This is a genomic window from Wolbachia endosymbiont (group A) of Myopa testacea (genome assembly GCF_964027115.1).
Lineage (GTDB): Bacteria > Pseudomonadota > Alphaproteobacteria > Rickettsiales > Anaplasmataceae > Wolbachia.
The window spans coordinates 757549-772728 of the sequence record NZ_OZ034729.1; the positions used below are offsets into that span (position 1 = coordinate 757549).

The 15180-nt window shown below is 34.5% G+C and carries 16 protein-coding genes and 1 tRNA gene; 5 read left to right on the plus strand and 12 right to left on the minus strand.

Annotated elements, in window-relative coordinates:
* Positions 1-3: 3 nt before the first annotated feature.
* A complete protein-coding gene (locus AAGD91_RS03795; RefSeq protein WP_264329277.1) occupies positions 4-150 on the minus strand; it encodes a hypothetical protein in 147 nt (48 codons plus the stop codon).
* A 78-nt stretch (positions 151-228) separates the two neighbouring features.
* Between AAGD91_RS03795 and gltX the strand changes: the two genes are divergently transcribed.
* The 3 genes from gltX (at position 229) to AAGD91_RS03810 (ending at position 3449) form a co-directional block, all read left to right on the plus strand.
* Entirely contained in the window at positions 229-1551 is a 1323-nt protein-coding gene (gene gltX / locus AAGD91_RS03800) for a glutamate--tRNA ligase (RefSeq protein WP_341820665.1), read from the plus strand.
* 163 nt (positions 1552-1714) lie between these two features.
* Positions 1715-2596, plus strand: coding sequence for an Rpn family recombination-promoting nuclease/putative transposase (locus AAGD91_RS03805; RefSeq protein ID WP_341820666.1), 882 nt, complete (start codon positions 1715-1717; stop codon positions 2594-2596).
* A gap of 175 nt (positions 2597-2771) precedes the next feature.
* Positions 2772-3449, plus strand: coding sequence for a hypothetical protein (locus AAGD91_RS03810; RefSeq protein ID WP_341820667.1), 678 nt, complete (start codon positions 2772-2774; stop codon positions 3447-3449).
* A gap of 175 nt (positions 3450-3624) precedes the next feature.
* On the opposite strand, the gene dapA is transcribed toward AAGD91_RS03810, so the two are convergent.
* The 10 genes from dapA to AAGD91_RS03860 form a co-directional block, all read right to left on the minus strand.
* A complete protein-coding gene (gene dapA / locus AAGD91_RS03815; protein ID WP_341820668.1) occupies positions 3625-4557 on the minus strand; it encodes a 4-hydroxy-tetrahydrodipicolinate synthase in 933 nt (310 codons plus the stop codon).
* A 9-nt stretch (positions 4558-4566) separates the two neighbouring features.
* Positions 4567-5040: a single-stranded DNA-binding protein gene (ssb, locus tag AAGD91_RS03820; protein WP_096616007.1), complete on the minus strand. Its 474-nt coding sequence runs from the start codon at positions 5038-5040 to the stop codon at positions 4567-4569.
* A gap of 67 nt (positions 5041-5107) precedes the next feature.
* A tRNA-Arg gene (locus AAGD91_RS03825) sits at positions 5108-5181 on the minus strand.
* Positions 5182-5291: 110 nt separating this feature from the next.
* On the minus strand, positions 5292-6107 hold the full coding sequence (locus AAGD91_RS03830; RefSeq protein ID WP_253309204.1) for a hypothetical protein: 816 nt from the start codon (positions 6105-6107) through the stop codon (positions 5292-5294).
* 4 nt (positions 6108-6111) lie between these two features.
* A complete protein-coding gene (locus tag AAGD91_RS03835; RefSeq protein ID WP_341820669.1) occupies positions 6112-6720 on the minus strand; it encodes a hypothetical protein in 609 nt (202 codons plus the stop codon).
* A 4-nt stretch (positions 6721-6724) separates the two neighbouring features.
* Positions 6725-8164 (minus strand): hypothetical protein, encoded by a 1440-nt coding sequence (locus AAGD91_RS03840; protein ID WP_341820670.1) that lies wholly within the window; start codon positions 8162-8164, stop codon positions 6725-6727.
* A gap of 205 nt (positions 8165-8369) precedes the next feature.
* A complete protein-coding gene (locus AAGD91_RS03845; RefSeq protein ID WP_341820671.1) occupies positions 8370-8495 on the minus strand; it encodes a hypothetical protein in 126 nt (41 codons plus the stop codon).
* Positions 8488-10233, minus strand: a complete 1746-nt coding sequence (locus tag AAGD91_RS03850; RefSeq protein WP_341820672.1) for a type I secretion system permease/ATPase — start codon at positions 10231-10233, stop codon at positions 8488-8490. The genes AAGD91_RS03845 and AAGD91_RS03850 overlap by 8 nt, the downstream gene beginning before the upstream one ends.
* Positions 10234-10415: 182 nt before the next feature.
* Positions 10416-11423, minus strand: coding sequence for a tRNA (adenosine(37)-N6)-threonylcarbamoyltransferase complex transferase subunit TsaD (gene tsaD / locus AAGD91_RS03855; RefSeq protein ID WP_341820673.1), 1008 nt, complete (start codon positions 11421-11423; stop codon positions 10416-10418).
* A 163-nt stretch (positions 11424-11586) separates the two neighbouring features.
* On the minus strand, positions 11587-12324 hold the full coding sequence (locus tag AAGD91_RS03860) for a hypothetical protein (RefSeq protein ID WP_341820674.1): 738 nt from the start codon (positions 12322-12324) through the stop codon (positions 11587-11589).
* A gap of 492 nt (positions 12325-12816) precedes the next feature.
* Between AAGD91_RS03860 and AAGD91_RS03865 the strand changes: the two genes are divergently transcribed.
* Both AAGD91_RS03865 and AAGD91_RS03870 read left to right on the plus strand, forming a co-directional pair.
* The gene (locus tag AAGD91_RS03865; RefSeq protein WP_341820675.1) at positions 12817-13425 is read left to right on the plus strand and encodes a superoxide dismutase; all 609 of its coding nucleotides are present in this window, start codon (positions 12817-12819) and stop codon (positions 13423-13425) included.
* 1 nt (position 13426) lies between these two features.
* Complete coding sequence (locus tag AAGD91_RS03870; RefSeq protein ID WP_341820676.1) at positions 13427-14698, plus strand: pitrilysin family protein; 1272 nt, start codon at positions 13427-13429, stop codon at positions 14696-14698.
* Between the two features lie 103 nt (positions 14699-14801).
* Here the strand turns inward: AAGD91_RS03870 and AAGD91_RS03875 are convergent, their stop codons facing one another.
* Positions 14802-15131, minus strand: a complete 330-nt coding sequence (locus AAGD91_RS03875) for a hypothetical protein (protein ID WP_341820677.1) — start codon at positions 15129-15131, stop codon at positions 14802-14804.
* Positions 15132-15180: the final 49 nt, after the last annotated feature.

The following is a 15180-nucleotide window of genomic DNA, read 5'->3' on the forward strand; positions in this document are numbered from 1 at the left end:
ATATCAATATAATGCTACATTAGCCTTTGTCGTCAAGTTGTGAATTTTCTTGAATTTATCATATGGTCTTAATCCATCAAATATCAAAGGTGCCACAATGCTATAGCCATACTTATTCTTCTCTTGCTCAATTGTATTAGCAGATCTCACTTGCTTTAGCCGTATATTTATATAAAATTAAAATAAATTAGAGTAAATAAGTTATTATTTTACAATATTGCTATTTAAATGCTAACAAGATTCGCTCCAAGCCCAACTGGCTATCTCCACGTAGGAAACGTACGAACTGCTTTGGTTTGTTGGATGTACACACGTAATCAAAATGGAAAATTTCTACTCCGTTTTGATGATACTGACCTTCAGCGTTCAGATGTCAAATATATAAATAATATCATAGAAGACCTAAAATGGATTGGTATCGATTGGGATGCAAGTTTTAAGCAATCAGAGCGCTTTGAGCGCTATAATGAGGTGTTCTTGCAGTTAATAAAAGAAGGGCATATTTATGCATGCTATGAAACAAGAGAAGAGTTAGAAATTAAACGAAAGTTGCAATTAAAACAAGGACTTCCTCCTGTTTATGACAGAAGTGCATTGCTTCTAACTGAGCAAGAGAAAATCCATTATGAGCAAGAAGGACGAAGACCACATTTCAGGTTTAGATTGGATAGAAATGAAGTTGTTAAATGGAATGATGAAGTTAAAGGTGAAATAAATATTGCAACAAGTCACATCAGCGATCCTGTGGTAAAAAGAGAAGATGGAATTTATACATACATGCTACCTTCTGTTATTGATGACGTTGACTTTAATGTAACCCATGTTGTACGTGGGGAAGATCATGTAACTAATACCGCAGTTCAGATCCAAATGATTAAAGCATTAAAAGCGAAAATCCCTATATTTACTCACCTTTCTCTACTACATTTTGATGATAGCAAGATATCGAAACGGAAAGGCGGGCTGGATATCAAGTCCATAAGAGAAGATGAGACTGAACCAATGGCGCTAACTAGCTATTTAGCAAAACTTGGAACATCTGATCCGATAGAAGCTCATGCTGACATACAGTCTTTAATTGACTCATTTGATATTAAAAAATTTAGCTCAGCATCTGCACAATTCAGCTTGAGTGAAGTATACAAGCTAAATAGCAAAGTGCTGCAACAAATGTCATTTGAAATTGTACAAGAACGTTTAAATCAAATTGGAGTGGGCTCCTCAGAGTTTTGGTATTTTATAAGGAAAAATATAGAAAGGTTTTCTGAGGTGGCCAAGTGGTGGAAAATATGCAAATCTGATATAGAGCCTGTGATTCTTGATAAGGAGCTTATAAAAATTGCGTTCAATGCATTGCCTCAAGGCGATTGTAACAAAAACACATTATCAGAGTGGGTAAAAGCTATTCGACAGACAGTGGATATAAAGGCAAAAGACTTATTTATGCAGTTGCGTTCAGCTTTAACAGGAACAGAAACAGGACCAGAGCTCGCTAAATTATTAATTTTTATCGGCAAAGAAAATATCATTGCAAGGTTAAAAAAAAAGTGAAAATCAAAAAATTATATAGTAACCAGACTGCATTCTGTGAAAAATACGATCTTTCATTTGAGCTTTCTTCAATTTAAAGTAAATATAGAAACTAGCTATCTTCAAAAATATAGTTGAATAATTGTTAATAATAGTGTATAATTATTAATATTTTCCAAGCATTATGGCTCTTTCAAAATTTCTCGATCCTCGCAATGATTTGTGTTTCAAAAAAATCTTTGGAACGGAAAAAAATAAGAATATCCTTATTCACTTTTTGAACGATATTTTAGGATTTGCTGAGGCAAGTGCAATACAAGAAGTAGAATTCTTAAGTACTATCATGGATCCCGAAATTGCCTCTGATAAACAAAGTATTGTTGATGTTCTCTGCAAGGATTCTATTGGTAATAGGTTTGTGATTGAGATGCAACTGGCTCGTGATAAAGGTTTTGAGAAACGCGCTCAACTATATGCTGCTAAGGCTTACTCAAGACAATTAGATAAATCTGGCAACTACATTGATTTAAAGAAAGTCTTCTTTATTGCTATTTCCAATTGTAACTTACTTCCTGAAGAAGTTGGTTATATCTCTACTCATAATATACGTGATATAAAAACCAACGGCCATTACTTAAAAGATTTTCAATTTATCTTTATTGAGTTACCTAAATTTACAAAAAGCAAAGTAGAACAGCTAGAAAGCATAGTAGATCGTTGGCTATTTTTCTTTAAATATGCTGAAGAAACGACAGATGAAGATCTAAAGAAAATTGCAGAAAAGGCACCAATAATAAAGCTAGCATATGATGAGTTAGATAAGTTTCGTTGGAACGAAAAAGATTTAGTAGCTTACGAAGAAAGAATAATGGATCTACGCAAAGAAGAAGCCATTCTTGAATACAGACTTGATCTTGCTGAAGAGAAAGGTATAGAAAAAGGTATAGAGAAAGGAAAAATTGAAGTCGTAAAAGCAATGCTGGCTAATAATGTTGATGTCAACACTATTGTCAAGTTTACTGGCCTTTCTATTAGTGAGATTGAAGAATTAAGTGGAAATCTGTGAACGGTTACGGATTGATTGGGTAGGGTCATTACCACAAAAAAACTCCTTTCTTTCTCTCCATTTTTTCTGGGTAAGGTCATGGTGCTGGTACAGGTCCTATAGCTGACCCAAGCAACACGTCATACCGCGATTCATTCGCGGTATCTCGCCATAGATTCCACTAACTAGTAGCGGAATGACGAATTTGTCGTTTTTCAAATCGTCGGTAAACCTAAAAAAGTTTGCATCATATGCAGCAATAGCCATAGGGTCTGTAGGGCTTATAGCTAGTATCACAGCTCTTAAATATTGTCCTAGTTTACCGCCTTTGATCGCAGGGGGGATGATTGGCTCTATGCTCCCGCTAGTTGCGTGTACGCTTGTTGGCATTTTATTGCTTATAGATAGAAGCTCTCTCGATAAAATATATGGTAATATATATGACCAAAAAAAGATAAATGAAAAAGCTGAATTGTTTGATAAATTGAGTAAGTGTGTTTTACCTCTTATAGCAGGGGCTGTGGTTTCTTTTGGAGTTGGAGCAGGCTTAGTTGCTCTTGGTGTCACATCACCTATAGCTATAACTATTTTGACTCTAATAGCAAATGCAATTGTTATGCAACTTGTGAGTAAAATAACTGAACGCTCTTCTTCTCCACCAATACCACCAGGTAACCATACTGGTCCTGATAGCAAAACTAAATGCCCTTCTTCTCCACCGCCAGGTATGGTCGGCCACGGCATGAGAGTTGATGATGCAAATGGTCATAATCCTATAGATTACCAAAAAGAAAGAGAATGTAAGGGCAAACCAAGTACTGAAAGAAAGTGTTCAACATATGCCACCCGCAAAAAGCCTATAGATAAGGAATAGGGTGAAAAGGAGTATCTTCGCCCTTTAGAAGAAGACCCGTTTGTAAAAGAATTAGAGGATCACTTTGAAAGAATAAGCAATTTGATAATAGAAACTGAAAGCAGAGAACAACCAGATAGCTCGGTTGACAGCGGTGTGAAAGTTAATGGTGCTAGTGCAGGTTGTGTTCCTAGCCCTAGTCATTAGTCAGTTCTTTCCATCCAAGAATCATTTTATTGGCTTGCCTTAATATCTCAACAGAAGGCAAGTCTTCTGTGCTGAGTGGTAGGCGGACAGTTTGATGTTCTATAAGACCAATATCATGCAAAAGTGCTTTAGTGGGTATTGGGTTGCTGGCAATAAATAGAGCTTTGCAAGCTTGTTGCCAGATATCTGTTGAACTTTTCATGTCATTTCCTGTCATTTGAGGAGTTGTTTTTTTTCTAGTTACGTGCTGGAATGACAGTAGGCATTGCTTAACATATTCATGTGCTACATGTGGCCAAACATTGGAAGCAACGGAAACCAGACCAGCCGCACCATAAGCGGCCATATCGGATATCATGTTATCATCTCCGCAAAAGACCTCAATATTTGGAGCAACTTTCTTATACTGAGCTAAAGTATCAACGGTGCCACTTGAATCTTTGATAGCCCAAAATTTTTCGTGGCTGGATAAGTTGCGTACAGTTTCAGCGTGAAGACTCACTCCTGCTCTCGATGGAATATTGTAAAACATAGCCGGCACATGTGCTTTCTCAAGCAGCTTTTCAAACCATAAAGTCTGCCCCATAATTCCGGGCTTTGCATAAATGGGAGTTGTCATTAGATAGCCATGAATAGGCATACCCTTGCAAAAATCAAGCCATTCAAGAGTTTGATATAGATTCACTCCTGGTACACCAATTATAATTTTCGTATTTAATTTTAGCTTACATACAAATTCAACTAATGTACGCTTTTCAGAATCAGTAAGCGATAGGCCTTCACCTGTGCTACCCAGTAACACTACGCCATTTTTAGCTTCAGCTTGTATTGTAAGTAAACGCTGCAAACTGCGGTAATCTATGTCATCCCCATTGCAATTAAAAGGAGTAACACAAGCAGTCCATAAAAATGTAAATTTCAATTTAAATTGTTAAAATGGTATTTCATCGTCGATTAGTTCATCTTTTATATCGTTGTCAAAACTTTCGTGCTTATTTTTTTGTTCTGTTTCATTTTGCTTGTATTCACTTGGCTTGTAATCGGAATTTGGTCGCGAATCCAAGAGAGTAAGAGCGCTATTAAAATTATATAGAACCACCTCTGTTGTGTATCTTTCACTACCGTTTTGGTCAGTCCATTTTCTAGTTCTCAAAGAACCTTCAACATAAACTTTACTGCCTTTGCGTGCAAAATCTTTGACGATTTTTACTAATCCTTCACTAAAAATTACAATATTATGCCATTCTGTCTTTTCAGAGCGCATACCGGAAAGTTTGTCAGTCCAACTTTCAGACGTGGCTATTGAAAAACTTGCCATCTCTTTTCCATTTTGTGTAGTCCTAATTTCAGGATCTTTTCCTAAATTACCAACTAATATGACTTTGTTTATGGTACCACCAGACATAATTATACTCTAAATAAATCCCTTTATTATCTTATGTGAAAGTACTATTGTCAAATTTAATTAAAAGTGCGCTTGGAGGGATTCGAACCCACGGCCTTTGCCTCCGGAGGGCAACGCTCTATCCAACTGAGCTACAAGCGCATATATAGCTACCCACCCGCGGTATCTATGTTGAGATCCCGCTAACGAGCAGCGGGATGACGGTTTTTCAAATTGTCGGTAAACCTAAGTCACTTTGGCTATATACTAAATTATTTAATAGATAAGCTATCCAAGTCAAATTTTTGTTTTGGATAAAGCGTAAACATAACACTCCCATGTCCAAGATATACATTTTGAGAATCATTCGCATGCTTTTTTATTGCTTTTTGATCTACGGCCCATACAAAAGTCACACAATTTTCAGTGACTGAGTGCACCTTTAAGTCCTTAGTATTTATAAACAGCTTTCCATTTACCCATATTTTCCATGTATCGGAAGAAAGATATAAAATTGAGTCTAAACTCACTACCTTACAGTTGAAATTATCTGATACCTCCTCTTTTGCAGCTCTTGAAGACCGTAAATTGAACTTTTCCATTTCATTGACCATTCTATTAACTGGCTCTTCATCAAAAAAAATGCTTTTTACGTTACTATATTGTGACAAAACGTCAAAGTCACTTTCCACTGCTTCTCTTATTATATCGTCCCGATCTGTATAGCTTAGTTTTTGATTGTTAATAAAGAAACACTCTTTTGCACGCAAATTTGCTATATCAATAAAATCATCGATTTCTTGATTGCCAACTTTAAGAATACTTTCAAAATATCTTTTTTCTATCATCATTCCATACTGAGAATGATGACAAACCATTTCATCATCACCTTGTTTTTCTATATATACGCATAAATTTCCACTATTTAATCCTAATATTTTATGCTCAATAAAATCTTCATTGCCAATATATTGTCGGCAAGAATACTCCTTACAAATTTCTATGCTTTCTATGATATCTTCACAACTGCAATATGCATTAACATTGGAAATGAGTAGCGTAAAAATAAAAAACAGCTTTATGTTCATCACCTTATCTACTTAATATAGTATACCAATCAAAGACTATATTAACTCTCACTATCTCTATCATATTACCATTCAAAATTTGATTCATAGTTACAGCATCAATATTTCTCTGCTTGTTTAAAATAAGAGATTTGATCATAACATAACCGGGCAGATTTGGAATAGACTGTAGAAATAAAAAAATATGCTTATCGCTGATTGAACTTAAATTTAAGACCACTTCACTTTTTATTACTTTTGTGCGTTCACTTTTGTTGTGGAGCTCAACTTCTTCGGGTATAGAAATTGATATTTCAGGTTCTAATATATAGTACTTTTTATATAACCTGCTAAGCTCGAAATTTAAATTTGCAATGTATCTGCTACTGTGTAAATTTGAAGAAGAAATTTTTTTCCATAAATCTAGGTTTTTATTTAGAACAACTTCCTTTTTTTGAATTCCAGTAATCTGTAAATTAATAGAACGTATTTTATCAATCGCAATTTGGTTTTTATTATAAACCTTTTCGTTATAGATAACAACATATGTTAATAACCCTATTAATCCAACAGATAATAACAAATACGATATAAACTGAATTGTAGCTTTTCTTTTTAATTGAGAGATAGTCATTAATCTACATTGCCTCTCCTATTTCAACATCAATAGATAGATTTTGCCCTTTAGCAGCAGGTAAGTTAGAAATATTAATGTCATAGGTACGAAAATTATCGTTTAAATTTTTTCGTAGTTTCTCGTATTGATAGGAAATATTTTTACCGGATCGAAAATTAAACCTTAAAGTTGTGGTAATATAACTTTTTGCCTCATGATAATTCCATTCAAATGATCGAAGCTCTATACCTGGTACTTTTAACTTTTCTACATACTTAACTTGTGTGAGAGGAGAGTATTCTATTTTTGATAAAATATTATTGATATTAATAAAATCATAAATTTCATCTATTTTTTTTACATTATAGCTTTGGCTAAGTTTTGTTAATTGGTTATTTAAGGTGCTCTGCTTTGCGGATAAATTATCAGCGACACTGAAGTTTGAATACAAATTTAGCAAACAAAGGGCGTTAATTACAACTAAAACCAAAGCGAAGTATAGAAAAATTTGAGGAGAGTTTAAATAAAGATAATTGAATAGATAAAATTCTTTAGTTTCCTTTGTATTAAAAATAGCTGCTAATTTATTCTTAAAGCTGTGAAACAAAATTATGGTATCGCAAAAGTTATCTTTTTCACTTATAGCTAGTTCTGCTCCTAATAGTTTGCATAACTCATATGGAGTTAATATGTTCACACTGTTCTCTGAAAAATTTATGACTGATAAACTAGCTTTAATATCTTCTGACACTATGATGCAAAGGTCGATAGGGTTATTTTTTTCAAACCCAAACTTAGTTAAGGATCGAATAGTATCTTGCACTTCCTGATATATTCCACCAGCAATAATTCCTGGTAAATTATCATTAATAAATGGTACTAAACGCGTAAATATCATTTTATTCTCTTTAAGAACCACTTGTCTATAGCCTCCCGTTTTAGTTGCAGCAACTATAATTTTCCAATTATTAGGATCTTTATGTAGAATCTTTTTTGTTATATTACTTATTTCTATAGGAAACATTAATATTCCCTTAAAGTTGGAGCCTATCTCAATAAACACATTCAACCAATATTCTACTAAATGCTTTGCTTTTGATGAAACAAGAAGATAGCACCAGTTTTGATTGAATTTGTTTGGCTTCTCAACCAAAAAAACTGAACTTATGTCATTATTACGAGAAAAATGCTCCATCTTTGTTTTTGCTGATAGATAGGCACTAATCTTGTTTGCCCTTGTAATAAACTGTAGCGAGTAATTTTGATCTGCATGATTAAGCACCAGGTATAAAGGTGCTTTTTTGTCTGATGAAAGACATGAAATTAAATCGGAAACTGCTTTATCGTTTTTGCCCTTAACAAAATACCTTTTATTTAAAGTATTATTTTTAAAATATAGTAACATTATGCCTTCTTCTCCAATAGAAAGCATAAACTTACTTTTGGATTTTGAACTAAACATATTAACAAAGCATATACTTATCTAGAATTAAAAAGGCAATTTATTGAAATTCATTAAACGTTAGAGGGAAATATTGTTATAAATTTTCGCAGCAACATTATTTATATTATAATTTTTTTATAAAATCACTACTAATATTAAACTATTTAATTAATAAATTAAGAAAACTCATTAATTAGAAATATACTCTATCTGCCGATTAACTTTAATTAATAGGAGTTGTTAATCTATTTACTATTCTTGTAATATTATTTCTAATGGTAAACATTTCTAGTAATACTGGAACAGTTGTTATTTCAGATACAGAATTTAGTGTAAGTAAACTAACCATTTGCTGAAGAGCGCTCATCTTCTGTGGTATTTGATGATGGAGCAACTAATTTGCTCAAAATCTCATCTTTTGGTCCCATAGCGTAAATGACACCATCTGACATGAGGATCACCTTATCAACTACGGACAATAACGGTAGCTTGTGAGTGATGATAACAGTAGTAGTATTTTGCTTCCTTGCAATGCCAATTGCATTAATTAAGCATGCCTCTCCATTGCTATCTAAGTTAGCGTTTGGTTCATCAAGTACTAAAAGTTTTGTATGACCATAAAAAGCTCTGGCAAGTCCAAGAAGCTGTTTTTGACCGCCAGAGAGCGTTACTCCTCCAGGACCTCCTATTGTTGTATCATATCCATTTGGTAAGCTTAGTATTAATTCATGCATTCCTGCAATTTTTGCTGCTTTGATTATTTCTTCAGGATTTGGATCTGGTCTCATGCGAGCAATATTAGCTTTGACACTAGTGTTAAATAACTCAATATCTTGAGGTAAGTAGCCAACATAATTACCAAAATTTTCTCGATTCCAAGTATATACATCAGCGCCATCTAGTCTGACTACACCAGATATTGGCTTCCATACACCAACAGTTAATTTTGCGATAGTGGATTTACCAGAAGCACTTGTACCAATCACACCTACTACGTCCCCTGGTTCTATAATAAATGATATTCCTTTTACTGTTGGCTTATTGCTTCCATAAGGAGTAAAAAATACTCTATCAAATTCCAATTTTCCTTCAGGTTCTGGTAGAGCCATCGTTTGCTCTCTTTTTGGCGATGTTAATATAAGTCTTTGTAGCCTTCCATATGACATTCTAGCCTGATTTAAAAACTTCCAAGTATGAACCGCAGCGTCAAATGGTGCTAATACTCTACCCATTAAAATTGAAGCAGCGATGATGCTACCAGCAGTTTTATGAGCTGTAATTGCAAGTAATGCACCTGTTCCAATTACTGATATTTGCAGAGTTGAGCGCAAAAACTTAGTGATTCCAGTAATTACATTAGAGCGATTTTGTGCTTTAATTTGCATTGCTCGATTCTGATCATTTCGTTTACACCAATCAGAGACTATGAATTCTGACATGCCCATAGCTTCAACTACTTCTGCATTTCTTGTTGCAACATCTATAGCATTGATATTCCGTATAGTTTCTTCGTTGGTTTCTTGTAATATTCGTTTAGTGGCAAGTTCATTCCATATTGCCATAGAGACTAATATAATGATTCCAGCAATAGCTATAAACCCCGTGGAGGTGTGTATCATGAAAATCACAACAAGGTAAATTAACGACCATGGAGTATCAAACAGTGAGAATATACCATTTCCTGTAATGAAATTTTTTATTACCCCGAGATCTCGTATTGCTTCACCACTTGAAGTTGAGCTCTGCACTGACGTTAGCCTGATTGACCTTACTATCAGATCTGGTGTTGCAGTTTTATCGATCCAATCACCTATTTTTGCCATGGCTAAATATCGACAAGTTTCAAGCATTGCAGAACATGCAAATGCAGATAAAGTGATAATTGTCAGCATAGTTAGTGTTGATACACTTTCGCTTGATATCACCCGATCAAGCACTTGAGAGGTATAAAGTGGTAGAAATAACATTAATAAATTGATTCCCGCACTAAACCAAAAGATAAACCAAAATGCACTTTTGCATTTTTCTAGGCAAATATATAGAGTACTTTGCTTCAATTCTTTTTTTATTGATGGCGTAATTTCCACAATCTTCCTCTTAATTTGATTACATGCACCATATACAATTTTTATTACAAAAATATTAATAACGGCAGTTAGCTTACTTTAAGTGAATAAAATATTAATATATGTAAATAGGAAATATAAACAATGGTAAAAAGAAGTATAGTTAATATTTCCTTCATTACCTAATTCAGAATTGAGAGTTTTTAATAACTTTCTAACTCCCACTTAGGTCTTGGTGCAAAATTAAGTGGATCTATATAATTCTTCTGTAACCTTTCAATTCCTGCCCATCCAACCATTACTGCATTGTCTGTACATAGATTATTAGGGGGGAAAAATATGTTTAAGTTTATGTGTTCTTTCAGTTTTTCTCTCAAAAAATTATTTGCTGCAACTCCGCCGGTAATCACAAAGTCATTGATTTTGATATTTAAAGATTCGGCCATAATAATCACATTACTAACCCTGTCCAGCAGTATGTCACTAATACACTCTTGAAACGAAGCACACACATCACACACATCTTGCTCGCTCATTTCGAGTTTCTGCACTAAGTTTTTTACTGCTGTCTTGATTCCAGAAAACGAAAAGTTACATCCAGAACGTTTTATCATCGCCCTTGGCAGTTTAAATCTTGCACCATTGCCTTTTTTAGCTAACTTTTCAATTAATGGCCCTCCGGGATAGCTTAAACCCAGCATCTTAGCAACTTTATCAAATGCTTCTCCTAACGAGTCATCAAGTGTCTCCCCGAGTTTAATATATTTACCTACATCCTGTGCAATTAAAAATTGGCAGTGACCACCTGATATTAGTAGGACTAAAAACGGAAATTTCACCTCATGCAGTAACCTAATAACTAATGCATGCGCTTCTAAGTGATTCACTGCAATGAACGGTTTTTGCGCTACATGTGCAATTGCTTTAGCCATCATTGTACCAACTATTAATCCACCTATGAGTCCTGGTCCTGATGTTGCTGCAATTGCATTGAGATCAAAAAAGTTAAGGTTAGATTTTTCCACGGCGCTTTTTATTAGACCACTTAAATGCTCCATATGAGCACGTGACGCTATTTCAGGGATCACCCCACCGCGTTTTTTGTGTTCTGCTTGGGAGAGAATTTCGTGAGCAAGGACTTGCTTGTCACTATTTACAATCGCTACTGCAGTTTCATCGCAGCTTGTTTCAACAGCTAAAATGGTTTTCATGTATATTCGAGCACTTTATTATAAAAACTATACCTTGAAACGCTGTAGAAGTTAACTGCAAAGTTAACTTCTATAGCTAAAAGATTTACCGACAACCGTCATTCCGCTACGTGTTAGCACCGCGGCGGTATGACGTAGGAAAACCTGCACTAGCTATACTAAGCTAATTGTCATCTCCAAATATAGAGCTAATTTTTTTGCCCCCAGGAGAAAATTTATTAGTCCAACTGCTTTGTACTTTGGTTACGTCTTTAGTGGCAGTTTTATTGCTGTATTCCTTGATTTCCTTATCTATTCTATCCATCATTTGTGGATCCAGGCAGCTCTTTTTCCATTGATCAGTAGCAAGGAACACTTTGTTTAAATCTTGAGTGCGAATTAAGTATTCTTTATCCTTAGGATAAACCTCTTTTGCCCAAGCAAATAGCTCAAAATAGCGTGCAAACAATTCAGATGCGCGTGACTTTGCAGTTTGATAAGCTTGTATCTCCTTAAATATAACTTGGCTAATAATTTTCTGCACAAGAACATTTGCTTGCCTTAAATTCTGCTCAATATCCTGGTAAACCTTATGGAGAAATTCCTGCTCTAGGCTCAAGTTAAGCTCATTTTCAACCATATGTGAAAGTTCATGCACTATAATGTATGGATTTGACCTTCTCAGCACAATAACATACCTATTTACACCGGAAGACCTGATTGTCTTACACACCCCTTCTTCCATATCCACTAATCCCTCTTGGTATATTTCAAACGAAAGCTTATTTTGCTTTATTAGTGATAAAGTGAGGTTTAATGTGTTTCTAAACTTCTCAAATTGATAGAGATACTCAATATATCGTATTGCATTTTCACTGCTTCCTACTTTAGTCGCTTGTTTGATTAAATTCCTGATTAGCATGCCTTATTATTAAAGGAATTTTTTTTTATACTCAAGAGCTACAAACGTTAAGAAATTTACCAAGTAAAAAAAAGGCAAAAGAAACCCCGAGCAGCGAGTTTGACTCTCTAATACTTTAAATTGGCGCTGTAATAATTTGCTGACGCTTAGTTTAAGCGCGATTTGGCTGAATGTAGAAAAATTTTAAAAGACATGCAGCCGCTATAATTTTATGTAATCTGCCAAAAGATACCCTGAATTTTGTCATTGAGCCTGCAGGTCAAAAACAAGTTTTGAGTCATAAATACCCTTAATGCCATGATAAGGGGGCTGGCGGAATTTGTCAAGTAAGTTTTTGTATTTAATCCGTTTCTATGGCTTATATAATAATTATTATTGTAGTATAATTTAGAATAATGCAATAGATACCTAATGTTTTAGCTATTAATTATATGTTGCACAAGAGCACATATTACAATACCATCCAAGTAGGTCAAAAATAAGGAGATTGTCATGAGTTTTACTTTACCTGAATTACCATATGATAAAACAGCTTTAGAGCCTTACATATCTGCAAAAACCTTAGATTTTCATTATGATAAGCACCATAAAGGGTATTTAAATAAACTCAACGAGCTGGTTGAAAATACAAATTATCAACATGTGAAAATTGAGGAAATAATAACAAAAGTGCATGGTAATAGCGATAAAGTTCCCATATTTAATAACGCAGCGCAAGTTTGGAACCACACTTTTTATTGGAATTCAATGAAGAAGAATGGTGGTGGTAAACCTAAAGATGATAGTTTTCTGGCAAAAAAAATTCAAGATGATATCTGTGGTTTTGATAAGTTTTGTGGGGAATTTGCCAATCATGGAGTAAGCCAATTTGGTAGTGGATGGGTATGGTTAGTGCTCGAAAAAGGAAAGCTCAAAATCACCAAAACTCCAAATGCAGATTTGCCATTAATTTATGGTCAAGTTCCATTACTCACTATGGATGTCTGGGAGCACGCCTATTATTTAGATTGTCAAAATCGTAGAATTGACTACATAAAAGTTTTCCTTGACCATTTGATTAATTGGGATTTTGCAGAAGAAAATTTAAAAAAGAATACATAAGATGAATACACCTCAGGTAACAAAATTAGATAATGGTCTACGCATAATAACCGAGCAGGTGCGTGATGTTGATTCCGTAGCTTTAAGCATACGAGTTGGTGTTGGCAGTAGAGCAGAAAGTGCAAAGCAAAATGGAATATCCCATTTTTTAGAACACATGGCTTTCAAAGGGACAAAGACAAGAACTGCCTTTGAAATTGCAAAAGCTTTTGATGACATAGGTGGAGTTTTCAACGCTAGCACCGGCAGAGAAAGCACCACCTATTATGCAAAAGTTCTCAAGAAGGATATCAAAACTGGTATTGATATATTAATAGATATATTAATGAATTCTACGTTTCCAGAAGATGAATTGGAACGTGAGAAGGGTGTTGTAATACAAGAGATTTTTCAAACTAATGATTCACCAAGTGACATTGTTTTCGATAAATATTTTGAGGCAGCTTATAAAGATCAACCTTTTGGCAGGTCAATCTTAGGCACGCAAGATACTGTAAAATCTTTTGCTCGAGGAGATCTAGATAATTACATAAATGAACATTACTTTGGCGAGAATATGCTATTTACCGTTGCAGGAAATGTTGAACATGAAGAAGTTATTGCATTAACCAAAGATTTTCTCTCAAAGATTCATTCTAAAAAGCTGAAAAAAAGCCAAAATGCGAGCTGTACTGGTGGTGAGTATTTAGAACATCGTAAATTAGATCAGGTACACTTGCTAATTGGTCTACCTAGTGTTTCTCGCCATGACGATAAATATCACACGTTTCAAGTGCTTGATTCTATATTAGGGAGCGGAATGTCATCACGTCTGTTCCAGGAAGTAAGGGAAAAGCAGGGATTAGCTTACTCTGTTTATTCATTTAATTCCAGCTACACTGATACAGGGATGTTTTCCATTTTTGCTGGCACAGATAGTAGTAACTTAGATAAGCTTTTAAAATCTATGACGACAGAGTTGAAGAAGCTGTCTACAGATAATCTGAGGGAAGAAGAAGTAAATAGAGTGAAAGAGCGAATAAAATCCCAAATTTTAATGTCACGCGAAAGTGTTAGCTCACGCGCTGAAACATTGGGGTACTACTATGGTAACTATAATAGGTACATCAGTAAAAATGAATTAATAGAAAAAATTAGTGCAGTTACCACTGCTAACGTAAAAAAAGCAGCAAAAGAATTGTTATCTCAGCATGAAAAAACCACTCTAGCTGCAATTGGAGAAATTAAATCATTGCCAAGTTACGATAAAGTGGTTTCTATGCTTAAAGCTTAGCGCATTCTATTATATTGATTTGGCTGCTTTACAATATAATTTAGCACAGTGATTAAAGAAGTGTAAGTTGAAACAATGTGCCATGAACCGGATATGCAAGAAATTATACGAATCTTCGACCTCCTCTTTCAATAATATTATTATTTCTATTTTGCGTAACTTTTTCCGTATAATTTTTAGGAGGTACTGGTGGTGCAAGTGGTTTTTTGCTTACAGGGTTTGAGTCTATACCTTTCTTTTGCCGATGATAGTTCCGTGCTTCTTGAACGGTCTGAAATATAGACTCTCCATCATTATAGTTTCCTCTCACAGAGTTTGAGTTTATGTCTTTCTTTTGCGGAGGATAATTCAATGCCTCTTCACGAGTCTGGAATATAGGCTCTCCATCATTATAGTTTGAGTTTATATTTTCCTTTTGCAAACCAGCGTTCAATAATTTCGATATCTCTCGCCCTAGCTGATCACCTTTATAATTATTGTTA

Coding starts and splice junctions, on each gene's coding strand:
- AAGD91_RS03830 (WP_253309204.1), bottom strand. CDS start 6,107: ATGAACATAAAGCTGTTTTTTATTTTTACGCTACTCATTTCCAATGTT.
- AAGD91_RS03805 (WP_341820666.1), top strand. CDS start 1,715: ATGGCTCTTTCAAAATTTCTCGATCCTCGCAATGATTTGTGTTTCAAA.
- tsaD (WP_341820673.1), bottom strand. CDS start 11,423: ATGAAAACCATTTTAGCTGTTGAAACAAGCTGCGATGAAACTGCAGTA.
- AAGD91_RS03845 (WP_341820671.1), bottom strand. CDS start 8,495: ATGGTTAGTTTACTTACACTAAATTCTGTATCTGAAATAACAACTGTT.
- ssb (WP_096616007.1), bottom strand. CDS start 5,040: ATGTCTGGTGGTACCATAAACAAAGTCATATTAGTTGGTAATTTAGGA.
- AAGD91_RS03865 (WP_341820675.1), top strand. CDS start 12,817: ATGAGTTTTACTTTACCTGAATTACCATATGATAAAACAGCTTTAGAG.
- AAGD91_RS03840 (WP_341820670.1), bottom strand. CDS start 8,164: ATGTTTAGTTCAAAATCCAAAAGTAAGTTTATGCTTTCTATTGGAGAA.
- AAGD91_RS03870 (WP_341820676.1), top strand. CDS start 13,427: ATGAATACACCTCAGGTAACAAAATTAGATAATGGTCTACGCATAATA.
- AAGD91_RS03810 (WP_341820667.1), top strand. CDS start 2,772: ATGACGAATTTGTCGTTTTTCAAATCGTCGGTAAACCTAAAAAAGTTT.
- gltX (WP_341820665.1), top strand. CDS start 229: ATGCTAACAAGATTCGCTCCAAGCCCAACTGGCTATCTCCACGTAGGA.
- AAGD91_RS03860 (WP_341820674.1), bottom strand. CDS start 12,324: ATGCTAATCAGGAATTTAATCAAACAAGCGACTAAAGTAGGAAGCAGT.
- AAGD91_RS03835 (WP_341820669.1), bottom strand. CDS start 6,720: ATGACTATCTCTCAATTAAAAAGAAAAGCTACAATTCAGTTTATATCG.